The 22,755-nt window shown below is 49.5% G+C and carries 19 protein-coding genes; 9 read left to right on the top strand and 10 right to left on the bottom strand.

The window, feature by feature from the left end; translation table 11 throughout:
* The first annotated feature begins 2 nt into the window (after positions 1–2).
* The 5 genes from BZG20_RS06210 to BZG20_RS06190 all read left to right on the top strand — a co-directional run bounded on the left by BZG20_RS06210 (position 3) and on the right by BZG20_RS06190 (position 5,881).
* Positions 3–1,514, top strand: a complete 1,512-nt coding sequence (locus BZG20_RS06210) for a coniferyl aldehyde dehydrogenase (protein ID WP_241829522.1) — start codon at positions 3–5, stop codon at positions 1,512–1,514.
* Between the two features lie 109 nt (positions 1,515–1,623).
* Complete coding sequence (locus BZG20_RS06205; RefSeq protein WP_077578451.1) at positions 1,624–2,943, top strand: FAD/NAD(P)-binding oxidoreductase; 1,320 nt, start codon at positions 1,624–1,626, stop codon at positions 2,941–2,943.
* Positions 2,944–2,954: 11 nt separating this feature from the next.
* A complete protein-coding gene (locus tag BZG20_RS06200) occupies positions 2,955–3,293 on the top strand; it encodes a hypothetical protein (RefSeq protein WP_131825346.1) in 339 nt (112 codons plus the stop codon).
* A 129-nt stretch (positions 3,294–3,422) separates the two neighbouring features.
* Positions 3,423–3,926: a hypothetical protein gene (locus BZG20_RS06195; protein WP_077578449.1), complete on the top strand. Its 504-nt coding sequence runs from the start codon at positions 3,423–3,425 to the stop codon at positions 3,924–3,926.
* A gap of 371 nt (positions 3,927–4,297) precedes the next feature.
* Complete coding sequence (locus BZG20_RS06190; protein ID WP_077578448.1) at positions 4,298–5,881, top strand: S8 family peptidase; 1,584 nt, start codon at positions 4,298–4,300, stop codon at positions 5,879–5,881.
* 86 nt (positions 5,882–5,967) lie between these two features.
* On the opposite strand, the gene rihA is transcribed toward BZG20_RS06190, so the two are convergent.
* Positions 5,968–6,903, bottom strand: a complete 936-nt coding sequence (rihA, locus tag BZG20_RS06185) for a pyrimidine-specific ribonucleoside hydrolase RihA (protein ID WP_077578506.1) — start codon at positions 6,901–6,903, stop codon at positions 5,968–5,970.
* A 425-nt stretch (positions 6,904–7,328) separates the two neighbouring features.
* On the opposite strand from rihA, the gene BZG20_RS06180 reads away from it, so the two are divergent.
* The gene (locus tag BZG20_RS06180; protein ID WP_046075692.1) at positions 7,329–8,576 is read left to right on the top strand and encodes an aromatic amino acid transport family protein; all 1,248 of its coding nucleotides are present in this window, start codon (positions 7,329–7,331) and stop codon (positions 8,574–8,576) included.
* A gap of 73 nt (positions 8,577–8,649) precedes the next feature.
* Here BZG20_RS06180 and BZG20_RS06175 read toward each other — a convergent pair whose 3' ends face one another.
* From BZG20_RS06175 to BZG20_RS06160, 4 genes are all read right to left on the bottom strand, one after another.
* Positions 8,650–10,080, bottom strand: coding sequence for a sensor domain-containing diguanylate cyclase (locus tag BZG20_RS06175; protein ID WP_077578447.1), 1,431 nt, complete (start codon positions 10,078–10,080; stop codon positions 8,650–8,652).
* A gap of 225 nt (positions 10,081–10,305) precedes the next feature.
* Positions 10,306–12,231 carry a RecQ family ATP-dependent DNA helicase gene (locus BZG20_RS06170; protein WP_077578446.1) on the bottom strand — a complete coding sequence of 642 codons (1,926 nt, stop codon included), beginning with the start codon at positions 12,229–12,231 and terminating at the stop codon, positions 10,306–10,308.
* Positions 12,232–12,387: 156 nt separating this feature from the next.
* Positions 12,388–12,996, bottom strand: coding sequence for a bifunctional 4-hydroxy-2-oxoglutarate aldolase/2-dehydro-3-deoxy-phosphogluconate aldolase (locus tag BZG20_RS06165; protein ID WP_077578445.1), 609 nt, complete (start codon positions 12,994–12,996; stop codon positions 12,388–12,390).
* Between the two features lie 10 nt (positions 12,997–13,006).
* Positions 13,007–14,386 carry a GntP family permease gene (locus BZG20_RS06160; protein WP_077578444.1) on the bottom strand — a complete coding sequence of 460 codons (1,380 nt, stop codon included), beginning with the start codon at positions 14,384–14,386 and terminating at the stop codon, positions 13,007–13,009.
* A gap of 153 nt (positions 14,387–14,539) precedes the next feature.
* Between BZG20_RS06160 and BZG20_RS06155 the strand changes: the two genes are divergently transcribed.
* Positions 14,540–15,061 carry a gluconokinase gene (locus BZG20_RS06155; RefSeq protein WP_046075696.1) on the top strand — a complete coding sequence of 174 codons (522 nt, stop codon included), beginning with the start codon at positions 14,540–14,542 and terminating at the stop codon, positions 15,059–15,061.
* Complete coding sequence (gene edd / locus BZG20_RS06150) at positions 15,061–16,866, top strand: phosphogluconate dehydratase (protein ID WP_077578443.1); 1,806 nt, start codon at positions 15,061–15,063, stop codon at positions 16,864–16,866. The genes BZG20_RS06155 and edd overlap by 1 nt, the downstream gene beginning before the upstream one ends.
* Before the next feature lie 161 nt (positions 16,867–17,027).
* Here the strand turns inward: edd and arfB are convergent, their stop codons facing one another.
* The 5 genes from arfB to hmpA form a co-directional block, all read right to left on the bottom strand.
* Complete coding sequence (gene arfB / locus BZG20_RS06145) at positions 17,028–17,441, bottom strand: alternative ribosome rescue aminoacyl-tRNA hydrolase ArfB (protein WP_077520596.1); 414 nt, start codon at positions 17,439–17,441, stop codon at positions 17,028–17,030.
* A 94-nt stretch (positions 17,442–17,535) separates the two neighbouring features.
* Positions 17,536–18,231 carry a pirin family protein gene (locus BZG20_RS06140; RefSeq protein WP_077578442.1) on the bottom strand — a complete coding sequence of 232 codons (696 nt, stop codon included), beginning with the start codon at positions 18,229–18,231 and terminating at the stop codon, positions 17,536–17,538.
* A gap of 152 nt (positions 18,232–18,383) precedes the next feature.
* Positions 18,384–20,252 (bottom strand): DUF4105 domain-containing protein, encoded by a 1,869-nt coding sequence (locus BZG20_RS06135; protein ID WP_077578441.1) that lies wholly within the window; start codon positions 20,250–20,252, stop codon positions 18,384–18,386.
* Positions 20,253–20,356: 104 nt separating this feature from the next.
* The gene (locus BZG20_RS06130) at positions 20,357–20,839 is read right to left on the bottom strand and encodes a DUF3015 domain-containing protein (RefSeq protein WP_077578440.1); all 483 of its coding nucleotides are present in this window, start codon (positions 20,837–20,839) and stop codon (positions 20,357–20,359) included.
* Positions 20,840–21,022: 183 nt separating this feature from the next.
* Entirely contained in the window at positions 21,023–22,207 is a 1,185-nt protein-coding gene (gene hmpA, locus BZG20_RS06125) for an NO-inducible flavohemoprotein (protein ID WP_077578439.1), read from the bottom strand.
* Between the two features lie 108 nt (positions 22,208–22,315).
* On the opposite strand from hmpA, the gene nsrR reads away from it, so the two are divergent.
* Positions 22,316–22,741, top strand: a complete 426-nt coding sequence (gene nsrR, locus BZG20_RS06120; protein ID WP_069360987.1) for a nitric oxide-sensing transcriptional repressor NsrR — start codon at positions 22,316–22,318, stop codon at positions 22,739–22,741.
* Positions 22,742–22,755 lie beyond the last annotated feature (14 nt).

The raw sequence follows: 22,755 nt of genomic DNA, 5'->3' as shown, positions 1-22,755 counted from the left end.
TGTTGCGTAAACAAGGTGGCTATGTCATCAATGAAGAAGTGGTGTATCGCGATCTTGTATCGGCAGAGGAGGCAAGGATGACAGAGTCAGGCTCACAGTGGTTGGAAACGGTTAAAGAGATGCGAGAGACATTCGACGCGCAAAAAGAACAGGTGTCTCAGTGTCCTTTTTTAGAGTACAGCCATCGTCGCGACGCACTTCTGCGCTTGCGTCAGGCCATCAAGCAAAAATCGTCTGCGTTACAACAAGCCCTTAGCGACGATTACGGCTACCGTGCGCCCGTTGATACTGAAATTGCCGACATCTTGCCTTTGCTGCACCAAATTGATTACACCCGTCATCGATTAAAGCGATGGATGAAGCCGCAAAAACGGCGTCCTGGTATTACTTTGCTAGGCACCAAATTGGTCGTGCACTCCCAGCCAAAAGGCGTGGTTGGGATCATTGTGCCTTGGAACTTTCCGGTTATGCTGGCAGTGAGTCCGCTGATTTGCGCGTTGGCCGCGGGCAATCGGGTAATGCTTAAGCTTTCGGAGTTCACGCCCAACACCAACCAGGTATTACGCGCGTTAATCGCTGAGGTGTTTAGCCCAAACGAAGTGGCCGTGGTTGAAGGTGAAGTTGAAGTGTCGCGCCGCTTTACCGAGTTAGAGTTCGACCATCTCTTTTTCACCGGCTCAACCCAGGTCGGACGTCAAGTCATGCTGGCGGCGGCCGATAATTTGACCCCGGTGACCCTCGAACTTGGGGGTAAATCGCCGGTGATCATTGATGATCAAATTGATATGGACGTGGCTGTCTCACGGCTCATTTACGGGAAGTGCTTAAATGCTGGGCAGATATGTGTTGCCCCCGACTATGTGCTTTGCCCTGAACATCGGCAAGAAGCCTTTATACACGCCTATCAACGTGCATTTCGTGCTATGTATCCTGACTTTGAGGCCAATCAAGATTACAGCCAGATCGTTAATCAACCCCAAGCGACGCGGCTAGAAGAAACACTCCAAGATGCGCTCGATAAGGGTGCGCGTCGCTGGTGTGCACTCGACCAGCAAACCATGCCAACTGCGGCAAAACGACGCTGGCCAACTCAGCTACTGACCCAAGTCACCGATGATATGCGGGTGATGCAAGAAGAGATTTTTGGCCCGCTCCTGCCTGTGGTTACCTATCAAGATATCTCTGAGGCATTGCGTTATATTCAGGCGCGCCCGCGACCGCTCGCTTTGTATTTGATGAGCAATGACGCTGAGATACGCGCGCAGGTCACCACGCAGCTTCACGCTGGCGGTATGGGGATTAATGAAACCTTGTTCCATGTCGCTGCCGAAGATGCGCCTTTTGGCGGCATTGGTGACTCTGGCATGGGGCATTACCACGGTATTGAAGGCTTTTATACCTTTAGCCACCGTAAAACCGTCCTCACCCGTGATAAATGGGACACCAGCTTTTTAGTCAAACCCCCGTACAACCGCTGGTACAAACGCTTAATGCGCTGGTGGTTAATGCGGTAATGACTCTTGATTGAATTGTGAATAAAGCCACAAAAGCTATCTAATGATGTTGCGCTTATTTTGATTCGAAACTACTAATTAAGTGATATCTTAATTAGCGAGGGTGGTCATGTCGTATCAAAATTCGAATCTAGAACGACGCCGATTTTTAAAACTACTGGCAGGCGCAGGCGCGATAAGCTTGATGCCGGCAAGCTTACCCTCACGCGCTCAGACGCGCGCCAAGGTCGTTATTGTCGGGAATGGCGCTGCCGGTATCTCGTTGGCTAATCGCCTTGTGCAACACCTTTCCGCTGATCAGATAGTATTAGTGGGTGCACGTAAGCGTCACCTGTATCAGCCTGGACAAACTTTGGTGGCATCTGGGTTATGGAAAGCATCTCAAGTCTTATCAACTACAGAGCAATGGCTGCCTCCCGGCATAACCTGGCATGAACAAAATGCCAGTGCGTTTTTACCTGAACAACAAAAAGTTGTACTTGAGAATGGAACGACGCTCAGCTATGACGTACTCGTTGTTGCCATGGGCACCCAACTTAATTACACCCACATTGAGGGAATGGATGAACGTCTTATCGGTCAGCATGGTATTGGTAGTGTTTATCCGGGGCCAGAAGGTGCACTGGCAACGGATACGGCGTTTAAACAGTTTATGAATAAAGGCGAGGGCAAAGCTATATTTACTCTTGCTGAAACTCCCATCAAGTGCGCAGGTGCGCCACTTAAAATGACCTTTACCTCTCTCGCCCGTCTTGAGCAAACTGGCCGGCGTCATGCATTTGATGTGAGCTTCGCCACGCCGTTTAAAGATCGATTGTTTTCGATTCCCGTTTATAACGACTTTGTCATGGCGCGCTTTGGTGACCAAGGGGTAGACATTGCTGATCAGAAAACGTTGATTGGCATCGATCCGACCAACAAAAAAGCACGCTTCTCACTCACCGCAACGGGAAAGACACTAGTCGAAGCGTATGATTATATCCACGTCGTGCCTCCAATGAGTGCGCCCGATGTGATCAAGCATAGTGATCTGGTTTGGAATCAAGGTCCTCATAAGGGCGAATGGATGGCGGCAGACCAATATACGCTACAACATCCCAATTTCCCCAATGTATTTGGCATTGGTGATGTGACCGGTATTCCGCTATCGAAAACGGCTGCAAGTGTAAAAAAACAAGTTCCCATCGTTGAGGCAAACCTCTTAAGTTATCTGAACGACAAGCCTTTAGAGGCTGAGTTCAATGGATATACCTCTTGCCCATTGATCACTGGGTTCGGCAAAGCGATTCTGGCTGAGTTCGGTTACGGTGGCAAATTACTCCCTTCTTTCCCGTTTATTAGTCCAACAGAAGAAACTTGGATGGCTTGGGTAATGAAAGAACAAATGTTGTTACCAGCCTATCAAGCGATGTTGGATGGAAAAATTTAATGGAGGCGGACATGACTCTTGACGCAATTTTTACCGTACTACTGTACTCAGCCGCTCCTTACTGGGGATGGTTATTATTTTTAGTGGGTTTGCCTGTAGTGTCGTTAGTGATTTTTCGTCGCTTTTCTTTGCGCAGCGCCAAGCGCGCTTTTGTGTTCAGTATTGTAGTCGGCCTTGTCTGTGCTCTATCAGCGCCACCGTTAACGGGCTCCTCACTTGCGATGCTTAATGGTGCCGCAGACTGGGTGATGTTAATCATGGTTGCGATAGGTACGACACTCTACACTATGCTCGTGGCTGCGATCGTTTTGAAGCCACAATCAACGTCGTTGTTCGACCAACGGGCATGATGATCGTATCGAGCGGTTCATCAACATATTGTGCAATTAAATCACTAAACTTTTCCGAAAAATTGATCTATATCTTTGGTTGTTACATAACTGTTAAAAGTGGTGCGAAGCAACCAAAGGAGCGACACAATGGCGTTTTCAGTACAACCCGATTCCATGTTGCCAGACATTGGCGATCATGAGCGCGCGATGGTTGAGCAAGAGGTAAAGCTCGCGGTCACCGATGCCAATGGCAAATCACTGGGGTATTTAGCGATGGTGCCAGATGCACAGCGCTTTATTACCTTAACCCAAGATAACGCAGAGGCGTTGAGTTTTATCAAAACCCCTTGCAGCGTCAATGCGGGTTATTATCAGTGGTCGTTTTTTTATGACGACATTGAGTATGGCCTGGACTGTTTAATTGAACCTGACAGAAACAAGTGTCGGCTATATGCCAATGATCATTCGGCAGCCGCGCCATCGTGGAAGCTTGTTGATGAAGGGGAGCGTGGCTCTTTGATGATGGCAGCCCCTATCTCAGCGATTGGGCCGGGCACGCGTATTGCTGTTACCTCTGATGAAGCCGACGTTCCGAATGTATTAGTTGGGGCGCTTGAAGGCGGCGTGTTGGTGCATGAGCAGCCAAGTTAATAGGTTGAACACCGAGTATCTTACCGGCCAGTGCTCTGTCACTGGCTTTTTTATGCCAATCAATCTCACTCTCTAACTGCATGTGTTAATTCACTTTCATTTTAGCTGTGAGCAGCATCAAAGAACTGTTCATCAATCATTTTTAGTAAAAAAGTGTTAAGTGCTCACAGATGGCCTACATAAACACTTTGTAAACAAAAAGTTAAAATTGATGCTGCTGATGCAATAGTAAATAATGCTGGTAGGTTGGATAAATAAAGCGATTTTCTCTGCGGAAAAAACTGCTGTTGATGCATAGCTTTATAAACGTGCTTGTTGTTATTTGTAGGCAATTAATTTTTGATACGTTTAACCATTGTAAGGAATACAATATGTTAAAGCATGTACTTAGCTGCTGTATTGCATCAGCATTAGTCGCTGCATCGCCTGCAGCGCTCGCAAAACAGGAAGAGGGTAAACAAGCGATCTCTCAGCAGCAAACGCTAGCGCCACTCGTTGTCGCGTCAGACAAGCAGGGGATTGAAGACCAATACATTGTGGTATTCAAACAACCGATGACGCTCAGCGACGATCCACAAGCGCTACAAACCTTCACTCTGCAGACCGTTTCAAGCATGGTCAACCAACACGCGGTTAAAGTTGAGAAAGTGTTTGATCGCTCGCTGAGTGGCTTTGTAGCCAAATTGACGCCAGAGCAACTGCGCGCGTTGCGTATGGACGAGCAAGTGGACTTTATCGAGCAAGATAAGACGATTTCCTTGGACCCGGTAATCACCCCAAACGCCAACCAGAGTAATCCAGTTTGGGGGTTGGATCGCATTGACCAACGTAACCTGCCTTTGGATAACAATTACAGTACCAGTTTTGATGGCACAGGTGTGACGGCGTACGTCATTGATACAGGTGTGACAACGTCACACGTAGAGTTTGGTGGTCGTGCTCGCTCTGGCTATGACTTTGTTGATAACGATAATGACGCGTCAGACTGTAACGGTCACGGCACCCATGTGGCCGGCACTATCGGTGGTAGCCAATATGGCGTCGCTAAAAATGTCGACATTGTTGGGGTGAGAGTGCTGAGCTGTAGTGGTTCGGGCTCAACGTCCGGTGTGATTGGCGGGGTTGATTGGGTGGCTGCCAATGCCAGTGGACCATCGGTGGCAAACATGAGCTTAGGTGGTGGTGTGTCTACAGCACTGGATCGTGCGGTTGCCAGTGCGGTGCAATCGGGTGTGAGCTTTATGCTGGCGGCTGGCAATTCCAATGCCGATGCGTGTAACAGCTCGCCGGCCCGTGAGCCAAGTGGCGTCACCGTGGGTTCAACAACAAGCAGCGATAGCCGCTCAAGTTTCTCCAACTGGGGCAGCTGTCTTGATGTATTTGCACCAGGCTCGCAAATCAAATCTGCCTGGTATGACGGTGGTTATCGCACCATCAGTGGCACGTCAATGGCGACACCTCATGTTGCCGGTGTTGCGGCCTTGTATTTACAAGAAAACAATAGCCTATCGCCAGCACAAGTCGAGAGCTTAATTAGCAACCGTGCTAGCGTAAATAAAATCAGTGATCCTCGTGGTTCGGTTAACAAACTGCTCTATAGCCAAGCGGATAGCAGTTGTGAGCCTGATTGTGACCCAACGCCAGGGCCAAAAAATGAGCTCAAAAATGGCCAGCCAGTCACGGGTATTGCTGGGGCACAAGGTACGCAGCGCTTCTTTTACGTTGATGTTGACGCGGGGCAGCGTCTAACGGTCAATATCAGCGGGGGCTCAGGCGATGCAGATTTGTACCTACGTTATGGGGCGAAACCAACTTTAAATAGCTGGGAATGCCGTCCATACAACTACGGCAATAGTGAAGTGTGTACGGTACAAAGCACACAAAACGGTCGCTATCACGTGATGCTTAATGGTTACACTGTTTTTAACGGTGTCAGCGTGACAGCGCGATACTAATGCACTGTCGCTAAGGCGGTCGCGTTATGACCGAAACCGTTTTATGACCCAAGATGACGATAAAGCGCGGCACAAAGCCGCGCTTTTTAGTGGTATTGGCGCAAGCAATCGTATAGCAAGTTGATAAAGCCCTTTCGATCGACGGCCATTGCCACCTCGGTATTGGTGAGATTGCCCGTGACGTGATAGCGGTCGACGACCGTCATTCCAGTGGTTAACGTCCCTTGTGTCTCGACACCCACCCATAGTGATTCACACTCGAAGAGCTCGGGCATCACCAGCCACGCGATGGTGCAGGGATCGTGCAGCGGTGAGCCGTCTAAGCGCCACTTGGGATCGCGGTGATAGCGCATAAAGAAATCAAGCCAACCCGCAACTGTCTGTGCCACGGGATTATCGATGCCACGGATGGAAGCCACATCTTCATCTTTGACTAACGCTTGGTGGGTAACATCTAATCCAAACATGGTGATTGGGATCCCAGCGCGAAACACGCGATCAGCGGCTTCTGGGTCGACATAAATATTAAACTCGGCTGCTGGTGTCCAATTGCCCAAGGTCACACCGCCTCCCATCAGCACAATCTGCTTAATCCGGTTGGTTAAATCCGGGTAGGCGGCCAGGAGTAAAGCCACGTTGGTTAAAGGGCCAGTCGCGACCAAGGTAATAGGCTGGTCAGCGTCTTGAAGTACACTGGCCATTAGGTTAACGGCATTATCAGGATGGGCGTCCATCGTGGGCTCTGGCAGCGCAGGACCATCCAAGCCCGACTCACCGTGAACATTATCAGCAATAATGAGCTCACGGGTGAGTGGTTTATGTGCGCCACCCGCGATAGGGATGTGTGTTTGTTGCAACAAAGTCAAAATGCGTCTGGCGTTGTAAAGGGTTTTATCTGGGGTTTGATTTCCGGCACTGGTGGTGACTGCTTTGATATCAAGCTGGGGGAGTGCACAAGCCATCACCAGTGCAATGGCATCGTCATGGCCGGGATCGCAGTCGATAATAATGGGTTCACGCATAAGCTGGCCTATCGCGGAGTTGGAGAACACGTCGGTCAGCACAGGATAAACGCCTTGCCACTTGCAGCGTGTGATCGTCCTCGCTAATTGCTCACGCGAGCGAAATGTAACAGGTGAATAATTTATCATCAAAAACTGAGAGATGAGTTGTTACACATTGTCAACATGTTGCGAACGAAAATGTGGTTGTTGCATTATTTTGCAAACAATTCAATCAATCTGTCTTTGCTTGATAATTTGGAGGTTTATGTTGTCAATTTAGGGTATTAATAGAGTTATAAACTGCTTTTTAGATTTTAACCTAGATTATGTGACAAGTATTTAACAAAACAATTAGGACATATATCTATTACATTTATGTGATACTTTAAGTTGAACTCGCTACTATGCAACCGCACAAAATATTATAACTAAGAGAGTTTGACGTGAACCAGACTATAGATATCTCCTCAAAAAGTGTATCGCACCGCTGGACCCAACATGATACCCATTGGGCACTCAGCTTGTTCGGTACAGCGGTGGGGGCCGGGATCCTGTTCCTTCCCATTAATCTCGGGATGGGGGGCTTTTGGCCACTCATGATTATGGCCGTACTGGCGTTTCCGATGACGTTTATGGCTCACCGAGGCTTAGCGCGCTTTGTGTTGTCGTCTCGCCACAAAGATGCCGATTTCACCGATGTGGTTGCCGAACACTTCGGCAGCCATGCAGGCCGTTTGATCTCCGTGCTGTATTTTCTTTCTATTTTCCCCATTTTGTTGATATATGGCGTTGGGCTGACTAATACAGTTGATAGCTTTTTGGTTAATCAACTCGGGTGGGCGTCGCCAAACCGTGTCATGCTGTCTGGTGTGCTAGTCGCAGGTATGATTGCGATCATGATGGGGGGCGAGCGCCTGATGCTGCGTGCATTTGCGGCGATGGTTTATCCGCTGGTTGCTATCTTGGCGTTTTTGTCTTTTTACCTAATACCATCATGGCAAGCACCGAACCTCGCTATGCCCGGGATGGGAGAACTGGGCATGAATCTATGGCTCGCCGTGCCAGTAGTGATTTTCTCGTTCAGCCATGCGGCGGCGATTTCTAGCTTTGCCAACATTCAGCGCCGTCACTATGGTGATGATGCCCAAGGCAAGTCAGAGCAAATTCTTAAACGCGCGGGCGTGATGTTAGTTGCCTTTGTACTCCTGTTTGTTTTCTCGTGCGTGTTGACGCTCACCCCGGCACAAATGGCGGAAGCGAAGGCGCAAAATGTGTCTGTGCTCTCATACCTTGCTAATGTCACCCAAAATCCATTTATTGGCACCTTAGGGCCTTTGGTCGCCTTTATTGCTATCACATCATCGTTCTTGGGGCATTTCCTCGGTGCACGCGAAAGTCTGAACGGCCTGGTCACCAAACATAGCAAACTCACTTATAAAAAGGCCGATAAGCTCGGCGTGGTGGTGATGTTTTTTGCTATTTGGTGGTGTGCGGTGATTAACCCCAGCATCCTCGATATGATGGGCGCATTGTCTGGGCCTGTGATTGCGATGATCTTATTTATTATGCCAACGGTTGCGGCCTACAAAGTCAAAGCGCTGTCGCAGTATCGCGGCAAAGCGGGTACTTACTTTATCTTTGTGACAGGTATGCTGGCGATTTCAGCGTTGCTTTATAACCTGATGGGTTAAGTAAACAATATCATCTTGCATGAAAGCGCCCTCGCGGCGCTTTTTTGTATGTTGCAATGTCGTAAGCCCGCTCTCACTGGCTTATCTCGTGCAAAACGGCGCAGTTCTTACCCTGCTTTTTAGCTTGATACATGGCTTTATCGGCATCAACAATTTCACTGTGAGGCATACCATTTGGGTAGTAAGCCACGCCCAAACTCACTGTGACGGGCATAGATGGATGATTAAATAGTGCAAGGCTTTGTCTTGATATCTCGTTGCACAGCAGTTTGCCTTGCGCCACGGCACGCTCAGCGGTAGAAAAATACTGCAGCACGGCAAACTCCTCTCCCCCGATCCTTGCCACCACGGCGTCATTGGGTAATAGACTCCGCGCTGTTTGAGCGACAAAGCAAAGCACTTCGTCGCCATGTGCGTGGCCGAACCCATCGTTAAAGGCTTTGAAGTCATCAATATCGAACACCATCAGGGTTATTCCCTTGACTTCGCGCATTTGGCTATATAGGCACTGATAGAAATAACGTCGGTTGTGAAGATGAGTGAGAGAGTCAGTAATCGCTTGCGCTTGCAGTAAGTCATTGGCTGCTTGCAGCGCATGCGTCTTCTGTTTAACCGTTCTTTTCAGTAAAAAGATATAGCTGATGCCCACTATCACACCAAAGGCGATTAGCGTTGGTAACAAATACGCGGGATAGACGGTCTCGACATCGTAATATACCCAGCGATTTAATAGCCGCCGCTTGGTTTCATCGTCGAGCCAAGCAAATTTATTATCAACTTGATTGAGTAATGCCGTCTTCCCTTTCGCAAAACCGGCATATAACATTTCTGTATAGAGGTGCCTGACGGGTATAAACAAATTTTGGTTAGTGGTGGTATAAAGGTGATAATTGGCGACTTGCAGATCGGCGACGAATGCTTGGATGTCTGCAGATAACGCTGCATCAAGCATGGCTTGGTTATTCGGGAAGAGCTGTAGCGTTACGTCTGGAAATTCGGTTCTCATAAACTCTTCTTCGTACCCGCCTTGCACAACACCGACTGCGTGGTCGGTGTCGCCCGCTAACACATAATCTGCCGATACGCCCGTGAGAGTTTGGCTGAAGAACACTTGCGTATCGATGCTAAAAAGTGGGGTGCCGAAATCCATAAACGCTAACCGTTCTGGTGAGCGAAGTAAGCCTGCGTGAACATCGGCTTGACCGCTTCGCACAGCATCAATCGATTGTTGCCAATCAGTTAGCACAAATTCAATTTGATAGCCGTTACGTTTGCCAAATTCTTTCCAAAAATCAATTAGGATCCCTTTTGGCTCTTGATTGCGGTCAAGATAGGAAAATGGTCGCCAAGCATGCGAGTTCGCCACTTTTAAAACAGGGCTTTGTGGCTTGGACTGTTGGTTTTGCTCAGCGTCAACACTCAGCGTGATGGTCAAGAGGACGCCAATGCTCAGAACCACAACGATGATACGAGTCACCACATATAACACCCCAGAATGCCGCATAAACAACCCTTGAATCTGGCAATGGCTAGAAATGATGGCGCGCAATGCATGCGACCATTACTACCAGTATATGAACAAAACATTGGCAGCTGGGGATAAATGTCACTTTTTCCGCAAAACTGAGAGGGTAGTGCGTTCGTGATGATACACCCGATTGTGGCAATGCCAGCGGCATGAGGTGGCGCTCCGAGCGTTGCTAAGCTGGATGCGCCACATTGTTATCCGTTATTGTTTGGCACCGTGCTCAGCGAGCACGCGAGCGTTGACCGTTTGAAACGGATACGACGCAAGTGCGCCAAAACCGGGTATTGTCTTCGCCTTGATTTTGGTATGAAGCGGTGAAGACAGCCCGAGTAAAAAACGTGTCGTTGCCGCGTGACTTGGCGTTGCATCGCAAGCGGCGGCGAAGTGCTGGCACCATGATGATAATGCCTGCACATCGATCGCGGGTAATTCAGGGCGTGGGGGTAGCTGAGCAATATGTCCTTGGCATACCGAACAATGGCCACAAGTGGTTGGGGCCGCGTGATCGCCAAAGTAGTCGGCAAGGCGCTGGCTAATACAGGTTGAAGAGGCCAATAAAGCCAGTAATTGGTTGATGCGGGCCAGTTCGCTCTCTTCCTTTTTAGCAAAAAGGTTATGTAATTGTTCAGCCTGCACTTGAACATCAATCTCATGGGGACTGACCGAAAAGACTTGCGTGGCCTGTTGGGTGGCAAGTGATATCCAACCTTGCTCGTGAAAATAGTCCAGTGCCGCTAACGCGCGCTTTCTCTCTGCCCCAAAGCGTTGCCACAGTTGTTGGAAATCCATCTTGTACCAGGTTTTAGCTTTGACCGCGCACGTAAATAGTTGGGCGACAAATTCGCGCCGCTCACCCTGAAATTTAGCCGTAATGGTTTCTGGTGACTCAACGCATTGGAACTTCACATCGGCAAAATAACTGTATTGGCTGGTGATTACACCGGCCATTTCTAAATAAACCAGCAAGGTTTTAAGCGGCAAAAGCCGTATATTATACGTCCGTGACAGACTGTTTAGCATGACTTCCCATTGTTGACCGGCTTGTTTTATTTCTTCCAGTAGCCCCTGGATCGCCGTTTTGTCTGGCGTATCGCCGTAGATAAAATTTTCCAGTACATTCAGGCTCGATTGGTTGGCGAGCACAGTGCACGTTGCCTGGTGGCCATCTCGTCCCGCGCGGCCAATCTCTTGGCTATAGTTCTCGATCGATTTAGGCAAATCAAAATGGATGACACGCCGGATATCAGCCTTGTCGACCCCCATACCAAAGGCGATGGTCGCGACAATACATGGTGATCGGCCCGCCATAAAGGCTTCTTGTATTGATACACGCGTATCGTGACTCATACCGGCATGGTAAGCCGTCGCGGGGATATGCTGGGTTTGTAGCCACTGGGCGACATCCTCGGCGGTTTGCTGCTGGGTGACATAAATGACAGTTGGTAAGTGGGGAGCAGGCTGCAACTGCTCAACCAGCGCTTGCCGTTTTTGATCCTCTTCCACGGCGACCACATTCAGGTAAAGGTTGGAGCGATAAAACCCGGTTAATGTCGTGTTACTTGCTGGGATCGCGAATTTTTTTTGCATGTCCTCGACAACCGCGGGTGTTGCAGTAGCGGTGAGAAGCAATACCTGAGGAATATTTAATTGCTGTCGATAAGCGGGGAGTTTGAGGTAATCGGGGCGAAAATTATGTCCCCACTCAGAGATACAATGTGCTTCATCTATGACCAATAAAGAGATGGGGATAGGGGCAATAAATTGGCGAAAGCGTTCGTTGTTTAACCGCTCGACCGAAATCATCAGGACTTTGATATCACCGCAGCGGATTTGCTCCATCACTTGTTTAGTTTGCTCGGGAGTCTGTGTGGAATCAATGGTAGCGGCGGCAATACCTTTACGGCGCATAAATGCGATTTGATCATGCATTAATGCTAGCAAAGGTGAAATCACTAGGGTTAAGTGGGGCAGTTGCGTGGCTGGTAGTTGATAGCACAATGACTTACCCGCACCGGTAGGAAAAATCGCACAGGCCGACTCCCCTTGCATTATCTGAGAAATCACCGACTCTTGTCCTGCACGAAATGATGAAAACCCAAAAACGTGCTCAAGTGCCTTGGTCAACATACCGCCTCTCCCCGTTTTTAACCCAGCGTCTTTTATAAATCGAGAAGAGACGGTATCGGTGACGCGTTGACGTTGCAAGCACAAGCGATGACGAGTGCGAGCGACTCCAGCATCTTTTTCAAGCGGAAAAGATGTCCTTGCTTGAGGTGACAACCATTACAACGCCTTAACTAATGCTGCGATGTGATCCCAGTTGCGCGCGTCAATCAACTTGGCAGGGACCATCCAAGTGCCACCACATGCAAGCACCGAAGGCAATGCGAGATAATCGCTTACGTTCGCCTCACTCACGCCGCCGGTTGGCATGAAACTCACGGGATACACGGCAGATAATGCTTTTAACATCGCAATGCCGCCTGAAGCTTCGGCAGGAAAAAACTTCAATGTATCCAGCCCCAGTTCCATGGCTTGTTCGACTAAGCTGGGGTTGTTGATCCCGGGGATGATAGGAATGCCGCATTGCTGGCAATGTTTCACTGTGGTTGGGTTAAGCCCAGGGCTGACAATAAAATCGGCGCCTGCGTCAATCGCAGCGTCGACTTGGGTTGCAGTGAGTACCGTGCCGGCACCAATCAGCATATCGGGATAGGCATCGCGCATGAGACGAATAGCACGGGCGGCCGCGTCAGTGCGAAAGGTAATTTCAGCGCACGGTAGGCCGTTATCGACCAAGGTTTTTGCTAGCGGCACAGCATCATCCGCATTATTAATCGCAATCACTGGCACGATGCGAATTGCCTTAAGGCGTTGATTCAGTTCAGTCATGGGGGTTCCCTTACAGTAAAACGCTTAATAGCGCTACGATAACAAACGCAATGGTCCCGAGCAGGGTTTCCATCACAGTCCAAGTTTTAAGTGTGGTTTTTTCATCCATTTCGAGTAGGCGCGATACCAACCAAAAGCCCGAGTCGTTGAAATGCGATAAAACGGTCGCCCCACCAGCAATCGCGATGACAATAAAGCATACATCCAGTTGGGATAAACCCACAGTATGCGATACGGTGGGCGCGATAAGTGCGGCCGTGGTGGTGAGAGCAACGGTGGCAGAGCCTTGTGCAACGCGCAAGCAGGTAGCAATAACAAATGCGGCCAATATTATCGGCATGCCCGTGTCTGACAGCATGGTGGCGAGTGCTTGACCGATACCGCTCGCGCGCAAGACGCCACCAAACATGCCGCCCGCGCCAGTGACCAAAATCACTGCACAAATTGGCGCTAACGAATCGGTACACAGTTTTTCCATTTTACTTTTGCCCAGTTTTTGGCCAAAGACCAACAAGCAAGTTAATAGGGTGATCAGCAGTGCGACCGGGGTTTTACCTAGCATACGCAAGAAGCCGACCCATTGATGTTCGCCATTGACCATGCCAGCCACACTGAGTGCGTTCAGACCCGTATCGAGGAAAATGAGCAGTACAGGGAGCAGTAAAATCATCAACACAGTTGAAAAGGCAGGGTAATCCTTTTTGTTTTTAAACATGACTTCAGTGTTTAAAAAAGCCTTTGCGAGCGGAATGTTGAATCTCTTGCCTGCATACAGTCCGAATAAGTAGCTACCCAAATACCAAGTAGGAAACGAAACCAGAAGCCCAACGACTAAGAGCAAGCCCATGTCTGCGCCGAGTAAATCTGAGGCTGCAACGGGACCGGGATGAGGGGGGACAAAGGTATGCATAACTGCAAACGCCCCCGCGACCGGCAAGGCGTATTTTATCGGTGAGCCACCCAAGCGTTTTGCGACGCTAAACATGATGGGCATCATTACAATCAGCCCCGCGTCGAAAAAGATAGGAAAGCCAAAGAGCAAAGAAGCAATACCGAGTGCTAACGGGGCACGCGCTTCGCCAAACCGAGCGATCAGCGTATCGGCCAAGACATTCGCTCCGCCGGTGACTTCGAGAATTTTGCCTATCATGGCACCCAGCCCGACGAGTAAGGCAACTGATGCGAGGGTATTGCCAAACCCTGTCATCATGGTTGGCACCACGTTATCGATCGGGATTCCGGTGGTGAGTGCAGTGGCCAAGCTGACCAACGTCAGCGATGCAAAAGCATGTACCTTAAGCTTCATTATTAGTAGTAATAACAACGCGATAGCGCCCAGTGCTATCAAGAGCAGGGTCGTTGGCTCAGGGCTTTGTGCGAGTAGTTCCATGGCTCACCTCTTCCGACTAAGATGTTTTGTGTCAAACGTCACAAAGTTAAAAGTTACCGGTAACATGTTACCGGTAACCACACTAAGATAAAGACAATTATTAAATGCATGACCAAAAATGAGATCTGGTTAAAATCTCGCTAAGGAGTTGGTATGGCAATTGGTAGTGTGATTGTGATGGGCGTGAGTGGTTCTGGAAAAAGTACGCTAGGCGTGAAATTGGCACAGCGCTTAGACGCCAAGTTTATCGATGGTGATGATTTACACCCACGCGCAAATATCGAGAAAATGGCATTGGGACAGCCTCTCAATGATAGAGATCGAGAGCCTTGGCTCGAACGGCTCCGTGATGTCGCGTTTAGTTTGGAGCAAAAAAACGAATTCGGTGTCATCGTTTGCTCTGCGCTTCGACGTCAATATCGAGATAGGCTTCGTGAGGGAAATAAGAGCGTCACTTTTCTTTTTCTAGATGGTAGCTATGAGTTAATTCTTGAACGTATGCGAGCGCGTAAAGGCCACTTCATGAGAACCGAAATGCTTGACAGTCAATTTGCCGCTTTAGAAAAACCGACGGGGATTGAATCAGACGTGATTTCTGTTGATATCAACCGAGACATCGAATCCTTAACAAAATACGCAGCGTGTCTCATTACTCGTCAGCAAGAGGTGGCTTGATGGTGCACTCTAACGTTGAAGCGGTGACTAAAGAGCTACGCCAACGCAGCAAGTCTGCGCGCACCGCGTTTTTACGCCAAAATCAGAGACAAGCCGATATGGGAAAGACGCGTGCAAGCTTGTCTTGTGGCAATATCGCACATGCGGTGGCCGCATCGTGCCAGCAAGATAAACAGCACATGCTGGATATGACCACCGCCAATGTGGCAATTATCAGCGCTTATAACGATATGCTTAGCGCGCATGCGCCCTATGCTGACTATCCCGATCAGATCAAAGCTGCTCTGCAGCCTTTGGGCCATACGGCGCAAGTGGCAGGCTGTGTGCCCGCGATGTGTGATGGGGTGACGCAAGGTCAGCCGGGGATGGAGATGTCGTTGTTTTCACGTGATGTGATTGCGCAGGCGACTGCGATATCGTTAAGCCATAATGTCTACGATGCCACACTGTTGCTTGGCGTATGCGATAAAATTGCACCGGGGCAACTGATGGGCGCGCTTGCCTATGCGCACTTACCGACTTTATTTGTGCCCTCTGGCCCGATGTCCACAGGTACAACCAACGAGGAAAAAGTGGCGGTACGTCAAGCGTATGCAGCCGGTGACGTCGGTAAAGAGGCATTATTTGCGATGGAATGTCAGGCCTATCACAGTCCGGGGACCTGCACCTTCTACGGCACGGCTAACACCAATCAACTGGTGCTTGAAGCTATGGGGTTAATCCTCCCCGGCGCCGCGTTTGTCGCTCCGAACTCGGCGTTGCGCCACGCGTTGACTTGTTATGCGGCGACAGCGTTAGCATCCCAGTGTGCGGGAAGTGCGACTTACCGACCACTCTGCGATGTGGTGACGGAAAAAAGCGTCATCAATGGTGTGGTCGCGTTGCTGGCTTCAGGCGGCAGCACCAACCATACCATCCATTTGGTGGCCATGGCGCGAGCAGCAGGGATCATCCTGACGTGGGAAGATATTGATACATTGTCCCATGTGGTTCCGTTATTGACTCGAATGTATCCTAACGGCCCGGCTGATATTAATGCTTTTGAAGCCGCTGGAGGCGTCCCAACGTTGATGGTGCACTTACATGCGCTTGGGTTATTACATGACGATACCTTACCTGCCGTCGGCCAATTTAGCGATCAATTGACCACACCACGATTAGACCAGGGGCAGCTTGTTTGGGAACCTGCCGCACCATCAACTGACACAGGGGTTATAGCGGCTTCCGGCTCGCATTTCAGCTCAACCAGTGGATTACGCATGCTCTCTGGCAATATGGGCAACGCGGTGATCAAAGTCTCCGCGGTGGCTCCCGCACATCGCGTGGTTTGCGCGCCTGCGCGAGTGTTTGACTGTCAGCACCAGGTTGAGCAGGCCTATCAAGGAGGGGAGTTCAACCAAGACGTGGTTGTGGTGGTACGTTTCAATGGCCCAGCCGCTAATGGCATGCCAGAGCTTCATAAACTCATGCCTATTCTTGGTAATGTGCAAAAGATGGGATATCAGGTTGCTCTAGTGACAGATGGACGGTTATCGGGGGCGTCAGGTAAGGTTCCTGCCGCTTTGCACGTCTGTCCAGAAGCCATGCATGGCGGTGCGCTGGCCGTTATTAAAGATGGCGATCTGATCACATTGGATGCCAATGCTGGCGTATTGACCTGTCATGCTGACTTATCCCTGCGTCCTGTGACAGAACCGCCCCAAGCGACCAATACATGGGGACGTGATTTGTTTGCTGCGGCGCGTCAGCAGGTGTCACGCGCTGATGAGGGGGCGACGTATTTATTTCCTTCACCGCGTGCATAAGCCATAGTGTGTCATCGCACGGTGTATTTCGTTGATGCGTTATGTCACATAAATGGGCTAATACTTGGCGAGATCATGAGGGCAGCACACTACCGGTTGTGATACAGCAAGCGAGATGATGGTTTCGTAAACGCCTGGACTTAGCCGTGGAATGTGAGGCGCTAAGGGGCGACCTTTCCACGCAGGGCTTTAGTTTGGCTCTTACGTTTTTTAGCATCCACGCGGCGTCGTTGTGAGGCCTTGGTAGGTTTGGTGGGTTTACGTTTTTTCTGCTCTACCATCGCGCCTTTGATCAACGCCTGTAAGCGCTCTAGCGCGTCTTCTCGGTTTAGCTCTTGGGTGCGGTAGTTTTGCGCTTTTATGACTACGACGCCCTCTTTGGAGATGCGCGAATCAGACAGAGCCATTAATCGGGCTTTGTACGCATCAGGCAGTGACGAGGCTTGGATGTCAAAGCGCAGATGAATGGCGCTCGATACTTTGTTGACGTTTTGCCCGCCTTTCCCTGCGGCGCGGATGGCCGTGAGCTCAATCTCATTGTCGGGAATTGCCACCTTATTCGATAGAGTGAGCATTCAACCTCTCATGCATGAAGAAAGGGCGCAGTGTACACAGACTAAGGCCTGCGGCGCAAATAGACCGGCAGGCCAGAGTGGCTGAATCTGCGCGTTAGGGGAGATCAAACACCAGTGCTTGGCTGGTTTCGTTGCCCTTATTGCTAAAGGTTACGTGATGGATATCTTCAATCTTTGCGCCATCGCCTGGAGCCAGAGATGTCGTTTCAACGTCGAGCGGGCCCGCGACTTGATGTACATAGGCATGGCGTCCTGCCTCCAAAGGCAAGGTAACCGATTCACTGGGCGGTAGAATCAGCTGTAGCAAACGCGCATCTTGTTTGATGCGTAAGGTGCCATTTTCTCCGGTTGGGGTCGCGATGACGGTAAAGCCAGCCTGCTTACCAAAATCTTTTTGCTGATAACCCGGCTCCCCGCCTTGCTCATTGGGCTCAATCCAAATTTGTAGAAAGCGCAAGGCTTGGGTTGATGAGGCATTATACTCGCTATGATAAATACCGCGCCCAGCCGACATCAGTTGGAACTCGCCAGCCGGTAGGGTTTGTCGGTTGCCTTGACTGTCTTTGTGCTCTATTTCCCCTTCCAGCACCAGACTGATGATTTCCATATCACGGTGTCCGTGGGTATCAAAGCCTGCGGCGGGCGAGACGATATCATCATTGATCACACGCAGTGCAGAGAAACCCATATGATGAGGATCGTAATAGCTACCAAATGAAAAAGTATGGCGGCTTTGTAGCCAGCCAAAGTTGGCCTGACCGCGATCGCTGGCATGACGGACGGTAATCATAATGCTTCTCCTCACTGATTCGATGTTGAACAGCGGTGACGCTGAACAATAGCTGCAGTGTAGAAACAAAAACGCCGTGCGAACACGGCGTATGATTGAGCATCTTGTTCTAAAAAATAGAACGACAATGAGGACAATGGTAAGCGATGAAGCTAGAAATAAAAGTAGTTAGTAATATGGCCACTCATCTCTTCGCTCTCCCAATGCTGATAGCGTGCTTTACTGCGGATAGACCAATCCGAAGTAACACGCCAGTTCCATGTCATATCCACTTGTGAATGTGACAGCGAATCACGATTAAGTAGGGGGAGAGATTGGGCTTGTAAACCGAGGCGGTGGTCATCAGCAAGCTGCCAAAGCAAGCCAGATTCAATCCCTGTTGCAATATTTAGCTGGTCATCACTGGCATCGCCATGTGAGAGTGCCGTGGACCACAGAGCGTAAGCATGGAGACCATCGGCCTCGCCCCAAGACTGACCGATGCCGCCTTGCGCAAACCAACGACTGGATGGCTCTCGCGCAGTAGGTAGGCGATCAAAGCCCGCGCGGATATTCCACGACAGGCTAGAAAAAACCGGCTTTTTCGGGGCGATTGTCATGGCATCGATCAGATAGAGCTTATCTATCTGTGTCTTGCCGTCTTCATCATGACTCATTGCCACATCGACAAAACTGATTTGTGCGCCGGGGACAAAGCCATCTTGAGGATCCAGTAAATCATGATAAGCCGCGCGCCATTCGAGTGTTAACGCATCTGGGCGATGCTTTGATGCCCTTGCGCCAATTCCTACGCGTGTAGAGCCGTGTCCTTTGTCCGGTGCGACACTGGTATTAGCGACGGGTTCAAATGGAGAGACGGCGCTAACTTGGCTCCGTAATGCAAGTAGCTTAGTGAGACGCTGTGCATAAGGGTCTCTAGGCAGCCCTTGATCATAGAAATCAAAATTGAGCCATTCGTACGCAAATTCATAAATAGCTGCCAGCTGCTCCGCACTATATTGTTTGTGGTCAGGAAAATCGCCATTTTTGGCTTTTTGTGCTGCTTCAAACACGATTGGAGACGTCTGCTGCGACATGTTTAACAACCGGGTGCCAAATGACGCCCGGAAGTTGGGCGTTTCAATCAAATCATTATTGGCGAGCGTTTTAACCGTATCTGAAGGAATCGCTTGAAAAGGAAAGTCACTGACTAATCGCAGCTCTTCGCGGGCCAGCTGTAGCAAGGCAAGTAGTTGGTATGAGCAGTTTTCATCGAGAAAGTAGTAATCGAATGTTGCGCGCTGCATTTCCCATAAGTGCAGGAGTACCCGGTTAACCTCTTGTTCGGAGAGGTTAAGGGCATACTCCCAAATATCGCGAGACTCAATGTCATTGTACTCTCGTACCTTACGGTAATAAGGCATGACGGTAAACTGTCCCGGATAGGCGCCAAACAGGCCTTTTGCGGCATACAAAGCAGCGTTATCACTTTCGTTTGGCTCGGCAGCAAAGTTGACGGCGAAGGCGACTAATTCTTTGTTTCTGGTCTGATCCTTGGCATCAATGCGTAGCAGGGTATGGCCGAACATGGATGACGGGTTATTCATAAATGCTGTCGGGAACACCAGCGTCATGGCTTCAGGATCAAGCACCTTTTTCCAGCGTTCAAGTTCGGGACAATCGAGTGTGGCAGTGCGCCCTGCTTGAGATTCGAGCCACGTATATCGTGCAGGATAACGGCACCGTGTAGCTTGTGCCACAGCAGTGTCGGCATGATAAAGCGCGTCAATGGTCGCCTTGAGCTCTTGTTTTGGCTCCGTTTTTCCGTGAGGAGAAAGGAAGAAGGTTTGAGAATCGATCGTACTCTCATAACCAGAAAATGTTTGAGGTAAATAGTGGCCAAGTTTAAGCCAATACGCGTGCTTAGCTAAATTAGGAATATCAAAGTCACTTTTCTCGGCAAAAGTAGGCGCGCTAAACAAACAGAGAATAATGAGACTAATAGGGGACGATAGAGAGGAGAAAGCGTTGAGAAGTCTCATATCAGTACAACGAGTTATATATGAAAACATGAAAGTGCCCGAGTAGGGCACTTTCGTACTCTATCCTAACCAAGCTGGAGAGGATGTTATTAGCGTTACATCACTTAGATTTTATACGCTGCAAGCTGCTCATTTTGAGCCACAACCGTGTTTAGGTTGGTAAGTACTTCCTGTGAAGTTACTTGCTCTGAGGTCACGATTGACGCAAAGTTTTGCTTTGCAACATCGTTAAATGCGGCTTTGTCTGCATCTTTGATGCCCCATACTTCAGAAAGCGTTGCCAAGGTTTCACCTTCACCACGTGCGATATCACGAGCTAGATTGTCCATATTTCCGTCGATGAACATAGCCAGTTTCTGCTGTGAATCAATGGTGCCTGTACCGTCACAGCCCAGAGTACCAAAGGTGATACCAAAGGTTTGGTTACCTGAAGTACCGTTAGTGGTGGCGCCGAGAACTTTGTAAACTTTGCCTTGTTGGCCATCAAATACCATTGTACCCAGACCACAACCGATATCAGAGTCTGCCATTGCAGCGCCTGATAGAGGAAGAGTTGCAAGAGCAGCGATTGCAATTAGTTTTTTCATGGTAATCCTTTTGATTAAAAATGTTGGCATTCGGCGTTTCTTCCCCATCTTTTTCTCAACTGTGAGAATATTAGACAGAGCGATGCCAAAAACTTGGTCTGACGATTCTATTGACTGTTTTGTATAATTTCAACTACACCCTATTAAACTTGGGGTTAGTCACCCAAAAACAGAAAATGAAAGCTACAAGGCCTTGTGTGGCCCAAAGCACTCATAGTGGAACTGTTCGTCAGGAACGCCAAGTTCGCGAAGTTGCGCTTGGATATGGCGCATAAAGCCAACTGGGCCGCAGAGATATACCTGCACCGTGGCGGGACTGAACGTATCGCTAACCGCAGTGAGATCCATCCATCCAGTATGATCAAAGTCTTGTCCAAGCGTATCTGCGGGTTGAGGTTGGTTATACCAAACGTGCGTCTGAATATGCGCGTGCTGACACGCAAGAGTGCGAACAGGATGATTGAAAGCATGCAGTTTGCTGTTCTCGGTAGCATGCAGCCAAGTGACGGGCGCGTCATGTTCAGTCAGGCTTTCTAGCATCGCCAACATTGGCGTTATGCCCACCCCGCCAGAAATTAATACCACGGGCGTATTCGGATCCACGTTCAGTTTGAGATCGCCCGCCGGTGGGGTGAGCATCACAGTACCACCAACGGCTAACTCATCATGTAAGTAATTAGAGACCTGACCTTGTGGCTCCCGTTTCACCGAGATCTGATAATGCTGGCCGTTCGGCGCGTGTGACAAACTGTATTGGCGAATTTCTTGGTGTTCAAAGCCAGAATGATTGACCACGATGCCAATGTATTGCCCGGCCGTAAAAGGCGCGACGGGCTGACCGTCTTGAGGGGCAAATACAAAACTGGTGACCTGCTCACTTTCAGGACGTTTTTCAATCAAAGTAAATGCTCGCTGCCCTTGCCAGCCACCAATTTGGGCGTGGCTATCTTCATAAAGCTGCCGCTCTTTGGCGATAAATACATCCGCGAGCACTTGATAGGCCTCAGCCCATGCATCAAGCACGGCTTGTCCCGGTGAAAGTAGTTCATCAATGGTAGCCAATAAATGCTGACCGACAATTGGATAGTGCTCGGCTTGGACTAGCAAGCTAGTATGTTTGTGAGCAATTTTCTCTACCGCACCCAGTAAAGCGGGCAAGTTGTCGATGTTCTGTGCATAGGCACAGATTGCGTTAAACAGTGCTTCCCGCTGATCGCCATTTTGCTGGTGGCGCAGATTAAAAATGTCTTTTAGTTCAGGGTGATGGTGGAATAGCCTTTGGTAAAAGTGGCTTGTCAGCTTCGGGCCAGTTTCGGCGAGTACAGGAGCAGTTGATTTCACAATATCAATGGTTTGTTGGCTTAACATCAGCGTTTCTCTAAACATGTATATTTAATGCATGTTTTAAGTTGTATCTCAAATATATCTTTTGATCAATAGAAGACTTACAATTTGGCGGGGCAGCAAGAGGCGCACATGCAACTAACCAGCTTTACAGATTACGGACTTCGCACCTTGATTTTTCTGGCGTCCTTGCCAGAGGGTGAGCTCACCAACATTACCGAGGTGACACGCTTGTTTGGTGTGTCGCGCAATCATATGGTGAAAGTCATCAACCGTTTAGGGCAGTTGGGGTATATTCAAACGGTGCGCGGGAAGAACGGGGGGATTCGTCTACTGCAAGCGCCGACCGCGATTACGGTGGGGCAAGTGGTGCGCGATCTTGAACCGTTGGAGCTCGTCAATTGCTCGGTTGAGTTTTGTCATATCACCCCAGCGTGCCGTTTAAAAGAGCGTTTAGCGAAAGCCAAGCAAGCCTTTTTAGAGGAGTTAGATGCATGCACCATCGATGCGCTTATCAACGACAATCGCGAGTTAATGATACTGCTCACTCGCCCCTAAATGTGCAAGGACAG

Source organism: Salinivibrio sp. IB868 (assembly GCF_001995655.1).
GTDB classification, from domain to species: domain Bacteria; phylum Pseudomonadota; class Gammaproteobacteria; order Enterobacterales; family Vibrionaceae; genus Salinivibrio; species Salinivibrio siamensis.
Note: the sequence above shows the minus strand (reverse complement) of the source record. Positions and strands in the feature narration are given on the sequence as shown.